The 17,047-nt window shown below is 50.7% G+C and carries 17 protein-coding genes and 1 pseudogene; 9 read left to right on the top strand and 9 right to left on the bottom strand.

Translation table 11 applies throughout. The annotated features are described in order from the left end of the window. Positions 1-50: 50 nt before the first annotated feature. The gene (locus QC816_RS03380; RefSeq protein ID WP_309780954.1) at positions 51-2,930 is read right to left on the bottom strand and encodes an SNF2-related protein; all 2,880 of its coding nucleotides are present in this window, start codon (positions 2,928-2,930) and stop codon (positions 51-53) included. 351 nt (positions 2,931-3,281) lie between these two features. Here QC816_RS03380 and QC816_RS03375 point away from each other — a divergent pair, with 351 nt between their 5' ends. Next, complete coding sequence (locus tag QC816_RS03375) at positions 3,282-4,358, top strand: hypothetical protein (protein WP_309780950.1); 1,077 nt, start codon at positions 3,282-3,284, stop codon at positions 4,356-4,358. 25 nt (positions 4,359-4,383) lie between these two features. On the opposite strand, the gene QC816_RS03370 is transcribed toward QC816_RS03375, so the two are convergent. The 5 genes from QC816_RS03370 to QC816_RS03355 form a co-directional block, all read right to left on the bottom strand. Next, positions 4,384-5,469: a YagK/YfjJ domain-containing protein gene (locus QC816_RS03370; RefSeq protein ID WP_309780947.1), complete on the bottom strand. Its 1,086-nt coding sequence runs from the start codon at positions 5,467-5,469 to the stop codon at positions 4,384-4,386. 136 nt (positions 5,470-5,605) lie between these two features. Further along, positions 5,606-7,087 (bottom strand): YfjI family protein, encoded by a 1,482-nt coding sequence (locus QC816_RS03365; protein ID WP_309780946.1) that lies wholly within the window; start codon positions 7,085-7,087, stop codon positions 5,606-5,608. Between the two features lie 21 nt (positions 7,088-7,108). After that, positions 7,109-7,300 (bottom strand): AlpA family phage regulatory protein, encoded by a 192-nt coding sequence (locus QC816_RS18285; RefSeq protein WP_422823728.1) that lies wholly within the window; start codon positions 7,298-7,300, stop codon positions 7,109-7,111. Between the two features lie 386 nt (positions 7,301-7,686). Next, the gene (locus QC816_RS03360) at positions 7,687-8,964 is read right to left on the bottom strand and encodes a Y-family DNA polymerase (protein ID WP_309780944.1); all 1,278 of its coding nucleotides are present in this window, start codon (positions 8,962-8,964) and stop codon (positions 7,687-7,689) included. Beyond that, complete coding sequence (locus tag QC816_RS03355; protein ID WP_309780941.1) at positions 8,961-9,410, bottom strand: LexA family protein; 450 nt, start codon at positions 9,408-9,410, stop codon at positions 8,961-8,963. The genes QC816_RS03360 and QC816_RS03355 overlap by 4 nt, the downstream gene beginning before the upstream one ends. A gap of 156 nt (positions 9,411-9,566) precedes the next feature. Here QC816_RS03355 and QC816_RS03350 point away from each other — a divergent pair, with 156 nt between their 5' ends. The 6 genes from QC816_RS03350 (at position 9,567) to radC (ending at position 13,408) form a co-directional block, all read left to right on the top strand. Then, positions 9,567-9,905, top strand: coding sequence for a hypothetical protein (locus QC816_RS03350; RefSeq protein ID WP_309780940.1), 339 nt, complete (start codon positions 9,567-9,569; stop codon positions 9,903-9,905). A gap of 90 nt (positions 9,906-9,995) precedes the next feature. Beyond that, complete coding sequence (locus tag QC816_RS03345; RefSeq protein WP_309780938.1) at positions 9,996-10,964, top strand: DUF932 domain-containing protein; 969 nt, start codon at positions 9,996-9,998, stop codon at positions 10,962-10,964. 150 nt (positions 10,965-11,114) lie between these two features. Further along, positions 11,115-11,291, top strand: coding sequence for a hypothetical protein (locus QC816_RS03340; protein WP_309780935.1), 177 nt, complete (start codon positions 11,115-11,117; stop codon positions 11,289-11,291). Between the two features lie 92 nt (positions 11,292-11,383). After that, entirely contained in the window at positions 11,384-12,169 is a 786-nt protein-coding gene (locus QC816_RS03335) for an ERF family protein (RefSeq protein ID WP_309780932.1), read from the top strand. A 41-nt stretch (positions 12,170-12,210) separates the two neighbouring features. Next, entirely contained in the window at positions 12,211-12,822 is a 612-nt protein-coding gene (locus QC816_RS03330) for a lambda exonuclease family protein (RefSeq protein ID WP_309780930.1), read from the top strand. 88 nt (positions 12,823-12,910) lie between these two features. Beyond that, a complete protein-coding gene (radC, locus tag QC816_RS03325) occupies positions 12,911-13,408 on the top strand; it encodes a RadC family protein (RefSeq protein WP_309766735.1) in 498 nt (165 codons plus the stop codon). 305 nt (positions 13,409-13,713) lie between these two features. Here the strand turns inward: radC and QC816_RS03320 are convergent. Continuing rightward, positions 13,714-14,128: pseudogene (locus QC816_RS03320) on the bottom strand (transposase); the annotation flags it as partial. A 1,043-nt stretch (positions 14,129-15,171) separates the two neighbouring features. On the opposite strand from QC816_RS03320, the gene QC816_RS03315 reads away from it, so the two are divergent. Then, on the top strand, positions 15,172-15,687 hold the full coding sequence (locus tag QC816_RS03315; RefSeq protein ID WP_309780929.1) for a cytochrome b: 516 nt from the start codon (positions 15,172-15,174) through the stop codon (positions 15,685-15,687). A 97-nt stretch (positions 15,688-15,784) separates the two neighbouring features. Here the strand turns inward: QC816_RS03315 and QC816_RS03310 are convergent, their stop codons facing one another. Next, on the bottom strand, positions 15,785-16,180 hold the full coding sequence (locus QC816_RS03310; protein WP_309780927.1) for a DUF411 domain-containing protein: 396 nt from the start codon (positions 16,178-16,180) through the stop codon (positions 15,785-15,787). A gap of 26 nt (positions 16,181-16,206) precedes the next feature. After that, entirely contained in the window at positions 16,207-16,341 is a 135-nt protein-coding gene (locus QC816_RS03305; protein ID WP_309780925.1) for a hypothetical protein, read from the bottom strand. Between the two features lie 203 nt (positions 16,342-16,544). Here QC816_RS03305 and QC816_RS03300 point away from each other — a divergent pair, with 203 nt between their 5' ends. Beyond that, on the top strand, positions 16,545-17,042 hold the full coding sequence (locus tag QC816_RS03300; RefSeq protein WP_309780924.1) for a cupredoxin domain-containing protein: 498 nt from the start codon (positions 16,545-16,547) through the stop codon (positions 17,040-17,042). The last annotated feature ends 5 nt before the right edge of the window (positions 17,043-17,047 follow it).

Raw genomic sequence — 17,047 nt, 5'->3', positions numbered from 1 at the left:
ACCGCTCAATGCGGCAGCCGTCATGGGAAGTCGGCCAGTGAAGCTCAGACTTATACAAGTTCCCAGCGTACACGGAACAAACGGTGCGTCTGGCTCTTACGATGCATCTGGTGTTCCAGGGCATCAATGAGCGCGTCACGCTTATCCTCGATCTCGTCCTGCACATCGAATATTGCTTGACGGTCTCGACGCTGCTGACGCTCAAGGAACTTGAGTGCTTCCTGAGCAGTCTTCTGCTCTTCCAGGCTTTCAGCGGTACGTGAACGACGCTTAGCATCCTTGATCTTGGCACGAGTGTCCTCCAGCTGCGCCTCGCTGGAGGATATCTGGTCATCAGCCCAGGCCTCTAGTTTTTCTCGCTCGCGCTGGAAGTAACTGTGGTTCTCTTCCAACACGCGGCTGAGTTTTGCATCCAACTGACGTTTGGCGAGCGTATAGAGCTCCTGTGAGGGCTCATCGGCAATGGCCGGCGCTACCTCTGCCGCCACATTGAATAACCTCTCACAGCCTTCCTGATCGAGACGTGCACCATCGTCAGCCAGTCCGGTGAAGACCAAATGCTCCTCATGCTGGAAGCTATCTAGTTCAAGTAGATTCAACTCCAGCCACCCGCTGCGAGCATTGAGCTGATCAAGTACTGAGATCCTCAGCGGATGATCCGATAGCTGGAAACGCAGAATCACAGTTGGCGTCTCACGGCGACGGCCGCTATCGAGCACATGCTCACCAAGAGGGTGTGTTAGACGATAGACATGGGCATGCTCGGGCGGTTTAATGCCCTTCCTTTTACGAATCAGCCAATAGTCACCTGCGTGAACGTTCGTGACAGGTGATGTTTCCAGGTGAAAAGTAAGTCTGTTGTCATTGAAATCAGCCTGCTCTGCCAAGCAGTGGCGGGTCAATTGCCAAAATAGCTTACCGGTGCGATCAAGCTGTGCCTCGGCCTTGTCACGCTGAATGCGTAGCAGATCGTGAATCTGTTCGTCGAAGTGCTCCAGCAATTTATTCTCTGTATCTCGCATGCGGGCATCGATATCGACTTCCAACTGTTCGCGGAGCTCTATGAAGGCCGTCTCGATGGCGTAGGGCGTGCGGCTGGTAGCATAAATATCGGCGATGCGCTTCTCGACATCCACGCCCGACTCCAGACGTCCCAGAATTTCGTCAGAAGCACCGAACAGACCATCGAAGAGCTGGAACTTCTCACTCAGTAGCTCGAGCACACGTTTGTCGGCCTCGTTGCGCTGATTGAGGAAGTTTACCACTACCACGTCAAACTTCTGGCCGTAACGGTGACAGCGACCAATGCGCTGCTCCACACGCTGGGGGTTCCAGGGTAGATCGTAATTCACCACCAGATTGCAGAACTGCAGATTAACGCCTTCAGCGGCCGCTTCGGTGGCCACCAAGATCTGTGCTTTGTCCCGGAAATGATCGATGATGGCAGTTCGCCGATCGATGGCAGGGCTGCCTGTTACTCGGTCGCCGCCAGCATGCTCTACCAGCCAACGCTGATATATTCCAGTCACCCCTGGGCTGTTGTTGGTACCGCTAAAGGTCACGACTTGGTCAGCAAAGCCATGGCGTTCCAGAAAGCGGCTGAGATACTCCAAGGTGCGTCGCGACTCAGTGAAAACCACAGCCTTGCGAGGGGCCCCCATCTCATCCATGCGAGCGAAGCCCGTTTCCAGAGCGGTAACCAGCGCATGGGACTTGGCATCCTCGTGAATACCCCGAGCTAGGTTTAGATACTGCTCAATTTCAGTGATCTCACCTTGCAAGCGAGTGGGATTGACCTCCTGTTCTATATATTTGGCATCCGCCTCTTCCACTTCATCAACTTCCGTGGCTTCCAGCAGCTCTTCATCAAGTGACTCATCGGCCATCAGCCGTTCCAGCCAATCCTGCTCGACTTTGTGCCGGTCATGCAGAGACTCAAGCCGCTCCTTGAGGGTCTCCAGCGTCTGTATGATGGCTGTCGTAGAGGAGGCCAACAGCTTGCGTATGACCAATGATACTAAATGGCGTTGGCGAGACGGTACGCCATAGCTGTCATCGCGTTCCAGGTAGCCTGAGACAAGCTGATAAAGCCGCTGCTCATCCTGTGATGGAGTGAAAGGTATCGTCAGCGCCTTACGCTCAGTGTACTGCACGTACTCCAGTACCTGACGACGGAGGGTGCGTTTGGCGAACTCCTCTAGTCTGCGTCGCAACCCCTCAATGTCGTTACCACCGCGCATGAACTGGCGACGGAAGCTCACGGCGTCTCCAAACAGCTGGTCATCGATGACCGTGGAGAGACCGTAGAGCTCGAGCAGCGAATTTTGTAAAGGCGTCGCTGTTAGAAGCAGCTTCCGACTACCAGCGAAAGCGCGCTTTATTGCCTGCCCCGTCCTGTGGCTCTCGCGGTGGGCATTGCGTAGTTTGTGGGCTTCGTCGATCACCACTAGGTCCCAGGGAATAGTACGTAGCTGAGGCTCGAGCTTGGCCGCAAAGTGATAAGACATCACACTGATGACATCTTGATCCAATGGATCGTACACCCCCTGGTCTCGCTGCTGCTTGTAGGTCCGGGCATCCAGCACCTGAGTAGGTAGATGGAATTTCTCAGACAGCTCGGTCGCCCACTGCTTGCGAAGAGCGGCTGGGGCAATCACCAGCAGGCGCCGCCGGCGCTCAGCCCAATACTGGCAGACGACCAGTGCCGCTTCGATAGTTTTGCCAAGTCCTACTTCGTCAGCTAACAGGACCCCTTTGGTCAGTGGGTTTTGCAGAGCGAACAACGCTGCATCGATCTGATGAGGGTTGAGATCCACCGAAGCATCAAACAGGGATGCCGCCAAGCGATCAACATCGCCACCCCGCCGTTGCCGAGTTAATTCGTAGGCATAGTACTTGGCGTGGTAGTCCGTGATGCGCTCTGTGGTCATGCCTGCAACCTGCTCTGTTTATTTGTTTAAAGCTATACTCTGTGACTTCCAAGCGCTGAGATCAAGACGCCTTTGGGCATGGGTTCAACACGTTTGAATAGCTGGGTGTAGCGGAATATGTCGTTTTCGACCCTTTAAACCATGAGGGTTCTATGATATCCGGGCGACTCAATCTCGTTTATTATTTAGAACTCTACCATTTTCCACGGCAGCCCTTTTACCGCAACTGTATATTTAATACTACTCAGTAGTACTGCATCTAGGAAATCAGAAGGCCAAGTTTTAAAAGGGGTGCCGAAATTCCGGCTATGGGTTACGATTCCCTGTAGCTAATGCGCACAGGAGGCAACGATGCTATTGAAGGATATGCTTGAATCGGACACGAGGGTTCTGTTCAAGGTTCAGGAGGCTATTGAGTTGACAGGCAAGTCGCAAAACTGGCTTCTAGATAAAGCCGAAAAAAAAGTAATTGAATTTCTTTACAGAATACCTAGTGACGAGGTCGTTTACTGCTTAATACCTGGCAGAGAGAATCAACGAGTTAACAACCAATTTAAAAAAATTGATCTCTCTCAAAACCCAAAAACCTCTTATTTAGAATCAAATGATTATGATTATGCAGTATTAACTTACCTGCATTATGAATCAGTTATACTAGAAGGGGAAGCAGTACTAAGATCTTTCACTACAGCTGCTGTATTGGACAAAAGAAAAAAAACATTAAAATATACTCATGCATCAAGTATAAAAGACATATATAAAGATAAACCTAGACAACTTGAAAGCTCTTCGTCAATGATGCAAAGATATTTTCGCAACGAATTCCGCATATTTAAAAACCGCACACCCAACAATCCTCAAAAAATGTTTGGGCATATATTTTTCGCCAACCGCCCTGGTGGAATAATCGATACCACTATAACGATCGATGATTTATGGATTACTAGGGAATCACTCCTTTCCTCTGTTGGCGAAACACCCCTAGATGAATATATAACAGACTACACTTGGCCGAATGAAAGGCTGAAAGCACTAAACCTGGCTTGCATTAACTACTACAATAATGTGTTTGACGCCTCCAACAAAAATGAGCATTTAAAGAAATTTCTTAAAGAGAAGATTGACGGAATAACAAATAAAGCTTTGGATCTTTGCATAGAGGTCGTGACTGAAAGCAACTCAGTAAAAAATATAACGATACCTTCAAAAGAAGCCCGAAAAAGGTACCCACGCTATTTTCCATATTGTCTTGTCAACATGAACGAGGTGTCGAGAAATTTATACGAAGAGTATAGTAGAATTATTGATAACGGAGTTAGAGCAAGACAAATAACTATTGGAGTAGCGGGAGATAAAGCAAGAAGCTTGGGTGCCTTACCAGAGCGTAGGATTGCCACGCTAGCTAATTTCATGACACCCAACCTTTGAGGGCTTCATATTTAATACACAAGTATCATAATTCGCAATGATGCTGTATCCCTTTATACAATAAATCATTCTCCCTGGGTCTTCCGCGCTTGATAGCATCCTGAACAGGGTGCTTCCCTCTGGAATAAGTTCTTTCTTTTGGTGCTACATGCTCTAATACAAAGTCAGTTTTAACCATGTAATCGATAACTTTGTACTTTAGCGCTCTGTACTTATCTTCCTCGTAATGATTAATCACTCCTATTCCAACGTGCCGATAGTTTTCTTTATACCTGTTACAGTTGTAGTACCTACCTTCTCCATCGGGCACAACATAGTTTTTCCAATGCTCTCCTGCTAACATAGCCAAAGTGATATCTTGTTGATGCTGGGAACCATCGACTATTAATAAGATATGATAGTGATAACCTGCTAGCAACCCATATTCCAATGTTATAATGAAGCCTATCAACCCCTCAATAGGCACTCCCCTCCTTAAATCAGATCGCATCGTATCCCAATGCGATTTCACTAATTCTATATCTTCTGAGTAATAATCACTATCTACGAACTTTCCCTCTCTATACCCTAAGTCAAATCTAATATAATTTACCCTTGCGTATTTTTTCCTAATCCCTTCAATATAGTCGAAAGAGCCTTTCAGCCTTTTCTTTCTTGCTAATTCCTGACGCTTTCTGGCTAATATAAATTCCTCGCTTTTAAATGAATCCCTTATAACCTGCACCGATCGGTTTAGGCACTCTACCTCATTGCTCACTGTATTTTTCGTACAGATATGTAGACCGTAAATTGATGCTGCCTCATGGTATATTTTGACATAAGGATTCATGTTCACAACCGTTTTATTCCAACATTCATCCGGACATCCCGCTTCCAGCATTTTCTTTAAATGCTTCGCTGTGATGCTTTCATAGCCAACTACGCTTTTTCCATGACGATCTTTTTTTACTGAATATAAAGACCCATTTATTTCTGCAACACGCCTAATCAGGGCCTCTGCCTGTACGCAATGGTTTATCAACAACCTTTCTTCAACTCCATATCTATCATTCATGGATATATCACAGGTAGCTTTTTCAGCTACCTTATTACCTTCATTTAGATTCACCATACAGCACACTCCATAAGTATTTCCTACTATCTCAGCCAAACCCAATAACATATAAAGCATAATTCAAAAGCGTAGCCACATCGTAAAAAAGGCAGCCACAATGCGAAATAAGATTAACAATTAGCCACTTATATGCTTAAAAGTTAGTATATTTTGATTTACTGTTTTTTATAATAGAAAAATTAAAAGAAGTAGGGTCAAAAGGATAACCAGGTGCCAAATCTATGCAATTCACTCCATTTTCTACAAAGCATCCAACCACCCCCAACTGCTGCAGCCGGATTAAACATGGGTCTAGCCTTTTTATTTTTCTCAACCTTGATGGACAATATCTTTGCAATTCCGCTTTTCGGTAATAACGCTGACCGTTGGCTCTTCTAATTTCAATCCAATCCATCATCTCCTGGTCGTCTATATCACTTTCACTTGGACTGTAGAACTTATTTCTGAATTGATACGAGTAATACATTACAATATCGATTGATTTTTCAAGCACCTCTTCGGATATCTCAGATTCTGGGTCATTTATAAAAACACTCATTAAGCAAGCCACTCTTAATATGTTATCAGGAAGCTTTGCAGCATGGTCTTCAAAGCCATGAAACAGACAACCAGGAGCAGTATCCGACTCGATGCCATTGCAAACTTGCATGAATCGCACTTGTGCGCCATGGGATAAGCTTACTGAAAATTCTCCCTCTTCATTCTCAAGTCTTTTTTTGGTTAACTCAAGAAGCTCAACTATTCTATTAGTAAAATTTACACTATACGTTATGCTTTTCTTTCTAGCACTAAAACTCCTTTTACCTACCATTCTTTCTGGCTCTGTGATTAGAAATCTAGCCCACATCCCAGAGCCCTTGGCAGCTCTACCAGCGTTCTTTAAATAACTACCAAACACATCGGGCTGTACCATAATGCATGTTGTAAGCCTCCCTCCCGAAAGATATCCTGACCCTGCCGTCTTTCGATGAATGCTGACGGTCTCATTACTCCATAACCCGTTCATTAGTGAATCGTTTTTAAATGCACTGCTTTTAAGTATGCTTCCTCCTTCGCTTGATACCAATGTGGCGAACTTTGCACTCTTCAGCATGCCATCAATCAATGCTTCCGCTGTCGAATTTTCATAAAGCACGATAGGCTCTTTTTTTACTACAGGCTCGTCTGCCAAGTGTTTTTTAAATTGCTCTTCAAGTTCAACAGTCCCCTCCCCTTTAGACGTCATCCGAGCTATCTTTTTAAGAATAACCTCCTTTTTCTTTACCCATACCTCATGCTCTGCCAAGTAATTTTTATTCGCATTTTCATATACAGTCCTCTCGCGCTTCTGGAAATCAAGCACGCCTTTGAAAACCTCTGAATAGGTGGGGGTTTTACCTTCCCCCGAGCCGGCTATTATCAACGTGTAAAGACTTGCTGAACTACTTCTTCCGTCGGGCCACTTTGCAACCACAAGCCCTTGTACTGCCGTTGATATAGCCGCCAAGGCTGTTAATTGAACCATATCCCTGTGAACCTGCTGATTCTGGGATACCTCCTCCACGAACCTATCCAACAAGTATTTTCTTACTACGGGGTAAGCTCGTGGCATGGGGGAAGTGTCCGTGATCGCCATACACCATTCCTTGCATCAATTTTAGTCCCGTAGATTCATGCGTTTATGCAGCCATTCGTCAATCTCGTTCTCTTCCCAGGCAACGCTCGCTCTACCAAGATGAACCCGGCGAGGGAAGTCTGGGTCGTGGAAAGGGGACGATGGATCCATCTTGTTGTAAATCGTTGATCGAGATAGCCCTGTTCGTTCTTTGACCTGCTTTATACGTAGCATCACTGGAGCTTTTTTCTTACTTGCCGTCATCGTTCTTACCTCTTGTATCGCGGTTGACACAGGTATGTTGGTTCATAAGACGGCGCATGGCTTGTGACGAATGCTGACGTTTTCTAACGCATTGATAAAAAATGGAAAATTGAATGGGATATTGGCCGTGTTAGCCTTGTTGGGTGGGTATTCAGAGAGGCAAAACACCTCAAAAAAGCTGCTATTTTTGCTACTCGATAGCAAAAATAGCAGCAATAGCACGTCGGGTTGCCGATGGTGATATGGATGTTGGCCAAAGTTACTCGCAAGCATCCAAGTAAAATGGGCCAAAAAAAATCGTCAAAACTCGCCCTGATTCCCCCCGGCTCGGAAAAGTACTCCGACTAGTAGCCCTCTTACTTAACAGCCAGCAATTCATTCCATTGAGTCGTGTAGCGCGGCGTGCGCCGTTCGCTTCGCAGCGCCCAGGCATTACCTTTACGGGGCAGGCCCATCTGTATGGTGCCCCGACCAAACTCCCGATTGAGCTTATCAACCGTGGTCATCAGGCGTTCGCTGCGCTGTGCATCCGCTTCTGTTTGTGGGGTCTCGGCAAGGGTGAGCTGGCGGTTGGCCTTGGGGGAAAGGTCGAGCAACATCAGGCCGGCTTTTTGGTAGGCGTAGCCCTTACGCCATAGCCCACGCAAGCCCTGTACTGCGGCGGCCGTGATTTCTCGGTTGTCGTCGGTGGGTCGTTCCAGGGAGATGACGACGCGGTTGGTATATTGCGGTAAGTCGTTGCGGAAGGGATTGGTACGGATGAAGACCATGACGGCACTGGTCACGCTGCCTTGCTTGCGAAGCTTCTCACCGGCCCTGGCAGCATGCTGTCTAAGCGCTTCGCGTAGATCATGCGGGTTATTGGTCAGTCGTCCGAACGAACGCGATACCATGATCTGTTGTTTGGGTTCGCTCATGTCGTCCAGCTGTATCACCGGTTGCCCCCTCAGCTCCCACACGATGCGTTCCTGTACGACGCTGAAATGCCGCCGTATGTGCTTGGGATCGGCTTCGCGTAGATCCCACGCTGTTTCAATCCCCATGACCCGCAGGCGCTCGCCGGTGCGGCGAGCCACGCCCCATAGCTCCATGACTGGCAACTGCTTCAACAGCGCCTGGGTGTCGATACTGTCAGCCATGAGCTTGCACACGCCCTGCTCCCGGTAGGCGGGATGTTTCTTGGCGGCATGGTTGGCGACCTTGGCCAGGACGCGCGATGGTGCAAAACCCACCGAGACCGGAATGCCGGTCCATTGTTTAACGGTCTCTCGCAACGTTTGCCCGTACTGCTCCAGCGCGTCGGGATCAAAACCCTGAAAGCCCACGAAGCTCTCATCAATCGAGTACACCTCGACATGGGGAGAAAACTCGCCAAGCACTTCCGTGACGCGCCGGGACATGTCGCCGTACAAGGCGTAATTACTCGATAGCAACACAGCTTGTCGACGGATCTGGGGCGACAGCAGGTGCATCGCTGCGCCCATCTCGACACCAAGGGCTTTCAGTTCGTTGGAGCGGGCCACCACGCACCCGTCGTTATTGGAGAGCACGCCCACCGGACGACCTTCCAGTGTCGGATTAAAGACCCGCTCGCAGGACACATAGAAATTGTTGCAGTCGATCAGGGCCATCATTGCAGCGGTGCCCCTGGCAGGCTATGTAGAACATGGGTCACGACGCCCCAGACATGGGACTCTCGACCATCAATCGGAATCGGAGGGTAAGCGGGATTGCTTGCCTTGAGGTAGGTGCGCTGGCCAACCCGTTCCAGTCGTTTCACGGTCAGTTCGCCGTCCACGCAGATCACCACAATCCGGCCTGGCACCGCATCAAGGCTTCGGTCCACTACCAGCAAGTCACCGTGATGAATGCCGTCACCCGTCATGGAATCCCCTTCGGAACGCACAAAGTAGGTCGCGGCCGGACGTTTCACCACATACTGGTGAAGGTCCAGGTCGGTATCCAGGTGATCATCGGCGGGAGACGGAAAGCCGGCACGCACCGCACTCGAATAGAGCGGTAACGGGCATGGCGGGGCCGCAGCGTCTGCTCGGCCCAGCAGGGAAACGGGCAATGACATGGTAAGGCGCCTCTCGATTACTGTATATATAGCCAGTATCAAGAAAGACGCCGGTTGACGCAACACCAACACGGTCAACGCCACTTATTTTGAAATCTATATCACTCCTATGAACCCACCACAGGGATCGCTTCCCTGACCATAGGAGTGCCGCTTATGCCACCACCCTGCTTTAACTGTGCTGAAACGCACATGCTCAATCTTGATACCGCTCAACGTATCGGCACCACGGGGAGTTGCCTGATTGGCGGGGCGATCGGTGCCTGGCGATCAGCCGCCGTCACGAGGCCTTTGTCGATAGCCAGCTCGCGCTTTCCGCTCGCCAAACTGCCCGTCGCGATGATGGGCGCCATTGCCGGAGGCCAGTCGGGGGCGAGGGTAGCCGCCCTGTTCTTCTCGCAATGGCTGCCGCCCAGTGAAGGGACCCCGTGGCTCTGCCTGTCGTGCGGGCATATCTTTCGTCACCCCTTTCCGCCCCTGGCATCTGCACGCTGATACATCGCTTTTCGGCGATACATCTTATTCACCACCCACCCATGCGCTGGCAGCTGTGTCAGCGCTTTTTTTATGTCTGGAGAATGACTCATGGCACATCTCGTTGAACAAATGGCTTACGTAGGCGCTACCCCCTGGCATGGCCTGGGACAGCAACTGACCCGTCATCAACCGCTGGAGGTCTGGCAACAACAGGCCGGTATGAACTGGCACATTGAAGAGGCCCCGGTGCGCTTTATTGCCGAAGGTGCAAGTCACCTGGGCAGCATTCATTCCTTCCCCGAGCAGAAGGTGCTTTACCGTTCGGACAACAAGGCACCGCTCTCCGTGGTATCGCAGCGCTACAAGGTGGTGCAGCCGGAAGAGATCCTGGAGTTTTACCGTGACCTGACCGAGTACGCGGGGTATGAGCTGGAAACTGCGGGGGTGCTCAAGGGTGGTCGCAAGTTCTGGGCCCTGGCGCGCAGTGGCTTGAGCACATCGCTGCAAGGCCAGGATGAAGTGAACGACTATCTGCTGCTGGCCACCTCGTGTGATGGCACCCTGGCGACCATGGCCACGCCCACCACGGTACGGGTGGTGTGCAACAACACATTGCAGATCGCCGTTGATGGTACATCGCAGGCGGTGAAGGTTCCCCACCGGTCCGAGTTCGACCCGCGGGCCGTCAAGCGACAGCTGGGGATTTCCGTGTCCCAGTGGAATGACTTCATGTACCGCATGAAGGCCCTGTCGGAACGCAAGATCAACCGCCGTGAAGCCCAGCAGTACCTGCAGTCGGTGATTTGCGGGGCCGAAACGCCCATGGACGATCCTTCCAAGCTGCCGAACTACCGGGCGCTTAATAAAGTGCAGAAGCTTTACAGCGGCGAAGGACGGGGCTCGCAACTGGTCACGGCCAAGGACACGGCCTGGGGCCTGCTCAATGCGGTCACCGAGTATGTCGACCATGAGAAACGGGCGCGTAGCAACGATACCCGCATGGACTCGGCGTGGTTCGGCCAAGGCGCACAGCTAAAGCAGGAAGCGCTCGATGCCGCACTTGCGCTGGTGGCGTAATCAGCACCGCAACGTCGCTTCATCGATTGCCCACATCACCCGACCTCCGCACTTCCCTATCCAATGACATTTACCACCTCCACGGCATAAACGCCCGGCCCCATCAAGGCTGGGCGTTTTTCTGTGGGGCTTACCTTACGAGGAACTGCCATGACATTTGTTTCCCACACCGTCGAAACCGGGCTGACCCAGCTGACCGAAGCCCTCCTGGCCAATCAAAAACATCACGCCGAGACCGTCGTCTGCGCCCAGGGGAAGTTTTACCGGGCGGAAGTCCGCCTGGAGCCATTGGACGCCGAGACATTGGCCGATCACCTGGACGACTAGCCTTACCCGCTTCACTTCATCCAACCACAACGCCGTCAATGCTCGGGCGTTGGTTTGTCCCTGTATCGATTTGAGAAAACCGGAGGTGCCCCATGGCACAACGCACCCATGTCATCAATTCCAATCACCCCGAAGCATCGTCATCAGCTATTCAGCCAGACGCTGCCTCGACCAACACACCGGCCGCATTGGAGGCCCACCCCACCGCCGACAGCACTGCGATTATTCAGGTGATCGAGCGGGCTGCTCTCAACCCTGACGTGGATATCGACAAGATGGAGCGTTTACTGCAGATGCAGGAGCGGGTGATGGATCGCCAGGCCATGATGGCCTATAGCGCGGCCATGGCAGCGATGCAGACCGAGCTTCCCAGCATCGAGGAGCGAGGGCAAACCAACAACGGCTTCTACGCCACCCTGGAGGATATCGTCGATACCGTACGCCCGATCATGCAGAAGCATGGCTTTGCGGTGAGCTTTCGTATTCAGACGCAGGAACGTGGCATTCAGATCACCGGCGTCCTGATGCACAAGGATGGTCACCGTGAAGAAACCAGCATGCTGCTACCTGCCGATATCAGCGGTAACAAGAATGCGGTACAGGCATTTGGCTCCTCCACCAGCTATGGCAAGCGTTACGTGCTGTGCGCGCTGCTCAATATCACCACCCGCGGCCAAGACGATAACGGCAATGCCAGTACCAAAACGGGCATCAAGACCGTCACCGCTTTCCAGGCGGGCCAGATCCAGAGGCTGATCAGCCAGTGCCCGGCGACGACCCAAGAGTGGTTCAGTGGCAAGTACGGGTCTGCCGTGCAGGTCCCCTATAGCGACTTTGACAAGCTACGGGCGTCCCTTTCCAAGCGGGCCATCAAGTAACCGGCCTTCTGGTCCTATCTATCCAATTAAAGGAGATGGCCATGCAGATTCTCAACATGGCGCAAGGCTCCCCTGAGTGGCTGGCGGCGCGCTTGGGGCGCGTCACCATGTCGGAGCTCAAGACCTTGCTGGTCAACGGCAAGGGCCCTGGTGGATTCGGTGCCGGGGCACTCACCTACATGCACCAGCTGATGGGCGAAAGGATCACCGGTGAATTGGCCGAGCCGTTTCAGGGCAATGCCCACACCCGGCGTGGTCATGAAATGGAAGGTGTGGCCCGTTCCCTCTACCTCAATGCATCCGGCGAGCCGAGCCCGCAGGAAGTGGGCATCATCCTCAACCATGACGTGGGCTATTCGCCCGACAGCCTGGTCGGTGCTAACGGGCTGCTGGAAATCAAAACCAAACTGCCCAAGTTCCAGATCGAGGTGCTATTAAGCGGGGAGATTCCGGCAGAACACGTTGCGCAGTGCCAGGGCGGCTTATGGGTCAGCGAGCGGGAATGGATCGACTTCGTAAGCTACTGGCCGGGCATGCCGCTGTTTATCAAGCGTGCCTACCGCGACGACATCATGATTCGCACCATCGCTGAGCGGGTTGAGGCGTTCCACGAAGAAATGGAGCGACGCATCAGCCAAGTGATGGTGGCGTGAGCCCATCTTATTACCAACGCACCACAGACCAAGTAACGACATAGACGCCGGGGCCACCACCCCGGCGTTTTCTTTTTTGGAGACAACCATGTCGAACAGCAAACTCAAGGCTGGTGAAGTGGCAGGCACATACCATGTTGTAGAACCGTTGACCGAAGCCGATATCATCAACCTCGCCAAAGGCTTTGCACGACGAAAGCTTGCCAGAGGCTGCAAGATAACCCAGCCGTCACAAGCGTTCGAGCACTTGCGGCTACTACTCCAGGACTACGAGCACGAGGTGTTTAGCGTGCTGTTTCTCGACACACAGCACCGCGTCATACGCTTCGAGGAGATGTTCCGAGGAACCATCGATACATCCAGCGTCTACCCCCGCGAAGTGCTCAAAGCCGCCCTCACCTACAATGCCGCGGCGGTCATTCTCGTTCATAACCATCCAAGCGGTGATCCCGAACCCAGCGATTCGGACAAACGTATCACTCAGCGTCTCAAGGAAGCCCTGGGGATGATGGACATTCGGGTAATTGATCATGTGGTAGTGGGCAGTGAGGGATACACGTCGTTTGCAGAGACGGGGTATTTGTAGCGGAAATGGAGAGCAACTTGGATCCGCCCGCCTGGGCGGGTCCAAGTTGGGATGTTTTCTTTCTTTTTTATGTCAGCTATCGGGCGAGGCTGTGTGAAAACAAAAAAATCAGTTGAGGATTACAGTATACAACCGCAATTGCGCCATTAACGGTCAGCGAGATAGGTTCACAACGTCCTCAATAATTAAACCAACATCTACGTTGATCGATATAAAAGTCTAAGAAGCATCTACTAAAGAGCCTTACCAGATTCTACAAGCGCAGTAGCGCCAAGGTCAGCAACTCTATGATTGCATTGCTTGGATCACCCCCCAGTAACGAGAATATTCATGAGGCGTTTCATGTTGTAAGCAAGCACCTGAAGGCTCATTTCCGTGCTGACGTTCTTAAGGCTCTTGGACATGAAGTGCGTTATTCCCATGCCCGCTTTCAACTTGCCAAAGGGGTGCTCGACATTCTGACGAGGGAGGCGCATCATGTTTGGCGTCCGGTCCAGTAGAGATTTTACCACCTCCAGTTTATCCTCGTGTTCCCAGCTTTTGATACGCCTATAGGTGCCCGTGGTGCATTGCGTCTTCATTGAGCAACACTGATAGGCCGAGCACCAATAGCAATGTAGCTTGGTTAGGCGAGGTTCTGGGCTTGGGGAAATAAGACGTTATACCGGCATCGTGGCAAGCAAGAATTTTCCGTCTCTTAAAGTAACCGCGATCAGCTACGCCATGGAGGTCGCTAAAGCAACTAGCATCACGTGACTACTTGGACACCCGGTAAAGTTCCCCCGATCACTGCCTACATTAGTTACTTATGTGATACCCGTTTGTGACATAGCATATGACATATCCACAGAGCTCATGGAATCTAGATTTATTGTCAACGTGTTTTGTCACATCAAACCTCTACATTTTGTAGGTATTCCCGCCCTTTAAAATGTCAAAGGGGACTAAATAACATCCGAGACGGCTGCCCGTTTCCAGCCTCATCCAGCCATGGTCAGTACCTGGAGCGTGAAGTACTGGAGAACGCTCCTGACCTCTTCGAAGCCAAACAGAAGTCCACCAAACAGTCCGACGAGCCTAATACCGATGAGCTCTATCACGGATTGGTCAACTGATGGAGAAGCGTATTTTTATGTCGCGCAAACTTGTTCAGTAAACCGTTAGAGTAAGTTTTTAACCGATACTTTCGCCACTTTAACCAGAGATGGAAAAAACAACCGCATCAGAACTTGGCAACAATAATCAAGCCATAAAAATGACCGGACCCACCTAAAACACCAATGGTCTATTCCGCTAATACTTACCGAAGAGCACTGATTTTTCGGTGTACAACCCATAAAAGCTTGATGCCATTGCTAATTCATTTTGAATATCCAGTCGAGAGACACTGAGCGCACGAACTGCTTTAGATAACATTCTTGAGGAAGCGATTCCTGGCAATAAAATCTTATACGTGGTGAATTTGCCTTTTTATATTGACGACCAATATTACGCGCTGAGGATCGCATCAATTGCTGAAAATTATCGGCAAGGCACCGGGGAGACTGGGATAAAAAATTAACCTCATTTGATAGTTCTTTTAAGGTTCTGTTCAGGTTTATGACATATGGTTTCCTGCATCTTCAGATTAGGAAATTGTATGAAATACAAAATGTATGTTGTTAACAGCTTGCGGTATCGTCTTTCCATCGCCCAATCCCTTACCTACCACCGTCCCTTGGGTGTTGTCATCTCCAACGCAAGTATCAGCGGGGTTAATTTGGATGGCTATTAACGACTCACAGAAATATTACGGCTCGGTTAGCCGCCTGCTACATTGGATAACCGCGCTGCTGGTGACATTACAGCTCGCTAGTGCTTATATGAACAACTGGCAGCCGGGTAATGCATTCAGCCAATTATTTCAGCCTTGGCATGCCACTGTGGGCTTTATGATTTTAGCGCTTGTTGGGCTGCGAATTGTTTGGCTGCTTTTTCAAATACGCAATCGCCCTCCGCATCAAGGTAAGGCGGTGCTGATAGGCCATCTATCTATTTATGCCTTATTGGTTGCGGCCCCAGTGAGTGGTTTACTACAAGGTTTTGGAATTCGGTTATTTGATCATTTGGTTTCCAAGGGAATTGGCACACCCTTTGCAGAAACCTCGCAAGCAATACATGGCCCCATTGCTTATTTGCTGACCGTACTCATTGCAGGACATGTGTTCATGGCTTTATTCCACCACTGGGTTCATCGCGATGGCACGTTGTACCGCATGGTAGGGCAGGCAAAGAGTTAATCCATGATGTTGTGCTATTAGGCCGCGAGCAGGTACCGCCTGCTCGCGTCATTAAGACTCAAGTGTCATGAATGGCTCATCTTCCTGATCGGTAAAGCTATAAACCTCGTAGGGCTCCTGCTGTGGCCCAGGCATGCCCGGCGTACCAATCGGCATACCGGCCAAGCCAATGCCTGTCAGGCTGGTCTTCAAATAGCTTGGTGATGGCTTCCATCGGTACGTGGCCCTCAATCCAGTACTCGCCAATACCAATGGTATGACATGAACCCAGTCCGTGTGGTACCCCGGCCCGCTGCTTGATCTCGCCAAGCTCAGCATCGTCCACATTGGTGACATCTACGCCCTGCTCTTCCAGGTGGCGAGCGTATTCATTGCAGCAGCCGCATTGAGGGTTTTTGTACATCGTTGCTTCATCAGGCAGTCCTGCCTGGGCGGCTGTTGCTCCCAGCAATAGCGAGCCTGACACCAATAGTGAAGTGGTTTTTAGGTTCATAAGCGTATCCTCTATTAATGAAAGAACTAATTGGCGCGGCTGAACAGGTATTTGATGAGTGAGACAATGCTCAATCCTACGAGTAACAGAAGCATGAAGGGCATTAACCAGGCTAACCAGCCCATTGAGGCCATTACTGCAAAACAGTCTGCGTTCATCATGGTGGCCTCCTGACAATAGCGTGATGTTTAAAACCACTGAAAGCTTACGACCTATGGGGTTACCCCTGGGTCAAGCCATGCCACCCTGCGGAAAAAGAAAGTTTGCTACAGATCATTTTTTTCTGGGCGAGTTCAGGCTCGTTTAAGGTTGGCGACGTATAAAGAACGAGTCACACTCACCTTGGAGGCAAATGACTATGCGCATGACCCATCTTACATCCAGCTTATTAGCTCTTTCACTGAGTATACTTGCCGGCGCTGCCTGGGCGGGACCTGGACACGGCGGCGGCGAAAGCGACCTTAGCGATGCTGATGCTGAGCGCACGATTAGCATCGACGCAGGCGATATGTGGTTCGACCCTGATGAGCTGGAAATGGCCGCCGGAGAGATCGTGAAATTTGAAATTACCAACACTGGCAGTATTGAGCATGAGTTCGTGATCGGCAGCAAGGAAGCCCAAGAAGCACATCGTAAAATGATGCAAGAAATGGCAGGTGGCGAAGGCCATGATATGTCCAACATGTCAGAAGGCGAAGGTCACGATATGTCTGATGGTAGTAGCATGGCAGCCGTTACTATTGCCGCCGGTGAAACCGAATCTCTACTATGGCGAGTTCCCGATAATGCTGACGAGTTAGAGTACGCCTGCAACATCCCCGGCCACTATGAATCCGGCATGTACGGTAATTTTTCTTTCTAAGCAGA

The organism is Vreelandella janggokensis (genome assembly GCF_031451615.1).
GTDB classification, from domain to species: Bacteria; Pseudomonadota; Gammaproteobacteria; order Pseudomonadales; family Halomonadaceae; genus Vreelandella; species Vreelandella janggokensis.
The sequence above is the reverse complement of the archived record's forward strand: the minus strand, read 5'-3'. Positions and strand labels throughout refer to the sequence as shown.

Excerpts from the sequence above, each read along its gene's own strand:
- QC816_RS03380 (WP_309780954.1), bottom strand. The coding sequence starts at position 2,930 with ATGACCACAGAGCGCATCACGGACTACCACGCCAAGTACTATGCCTAC.
- QC816_RS03375 (WP_309780950.1), top strand. The coding sequence starts at position 3,282 with ATGCTATTGAAGGATATGCTTGAATCGGACACGAGGGTTCTGTTCAAG.
- QC816_RS03370 (WP_309780947.1), bottom strand. The coding sequence starts at position 5,469 with ATGGTGAATCTAAATGAAGGTAATAAGGTAGCTGAAAAAGCTACCTGT.
- QC816_RS03365 (WP_309780946.1), bottom strand. The coding sequence starts at position 7,087 with ATGGCGATCACGGACACTTCCCCCATGCCACGAGCTTACCCCGTAGTA.
- QC816_RS18285 (WP_422823728.1), bottom strand. The coding sequence starts at position 7,300 with ATGCTACGTATAAAGCAGGTCAAAGAACGAACAGGGCTATCTCGATCA.
- QC816_RS03360 (WP_309780944.1), bottom strand. The coding sequence starts at position 8,964 with ATGATGGCCCTGATCGACTGCAACAATTTCTATGTGTCCTGCGAGCGG.
- QC816_RS03355 (WP_309780941.1), bottom strand. The coding sequence starts at position 9,410 with ATGTCATTGCCCGTTTCCCTGCTGGGCCGAGCAGACGCTGCGGCCCCG.
- QC816_RS03350 (WP_309780940.1), top strand. The coding sequence starts at position 9,567 with ATGCCACCACCCTGCTTTAACTGTGCTGAAACGCACATGCTCAATCTT.
- QC816_RS03345 (WP_309780938.1), top strand. The coding sequence starts at position 9,996 with ATGGCACATCTCGTTGAACAAATGGCTTACGTAGGCGCTACCCCCTGG.
- QC816_RS03340 (WP_309780935.1), top strand. The coding sequence starts at position 11,115 with ATGACATTTGTTTCCCACACCGTCGAAACCGGGCTGACCCAGCTGACC.
- QC816_RS03335 (WP_309780932.1), top strand. The coding sequence starts at position 11,384 with ATGGCACAACGCACCCATGTCATCAATTCCAATCACCCCGAAGCATCG.
- QC816_RS03330 (WP_309780930.1), top strand. The coding sequence starts at position 12,211 with ATGCAGATTCTCAACATGGCGCAAGGCTCCCCTGAGTGGCTGGCGGCG.
- radC (WP_309766735.1), top strand. The coding sequence starts at position 12,911 with ATGTCGAACAGCAAACTCAAGGCTGGTGAAGTGGCAGGCACATACCAT.
- QC816_RS03315 (WP_309780929.1), top strand. The coding sequence starts at position 15,172 with ATGGCTATTAACGACTCACAGAAATATTACGGCTCGGTTAGCCGCCTG.
- QC816_RS03310 (WP_309780927.1), bottom strand. The coding sequence starts at position 16,180 with ATGAACCTAAAAACCACTTCACTATTGGTGTCAGGCTCGCTATTGCTG.
- QC816_RS03305 (WP_309780925.1), bottom strand. The coding sequence starts at position 16,341 with ATGATGAACGCAGACTGTTTTGCAGTAATGGCCTCAATGGGCTGGTTA.
- QC816_RS03300 (WP_309780924.1), top strand. The coding sequence starts at position 16,545 with ATGACCCATCTTACATCCAGCTTATTAGCTCTTTCACTGAGTATACTT.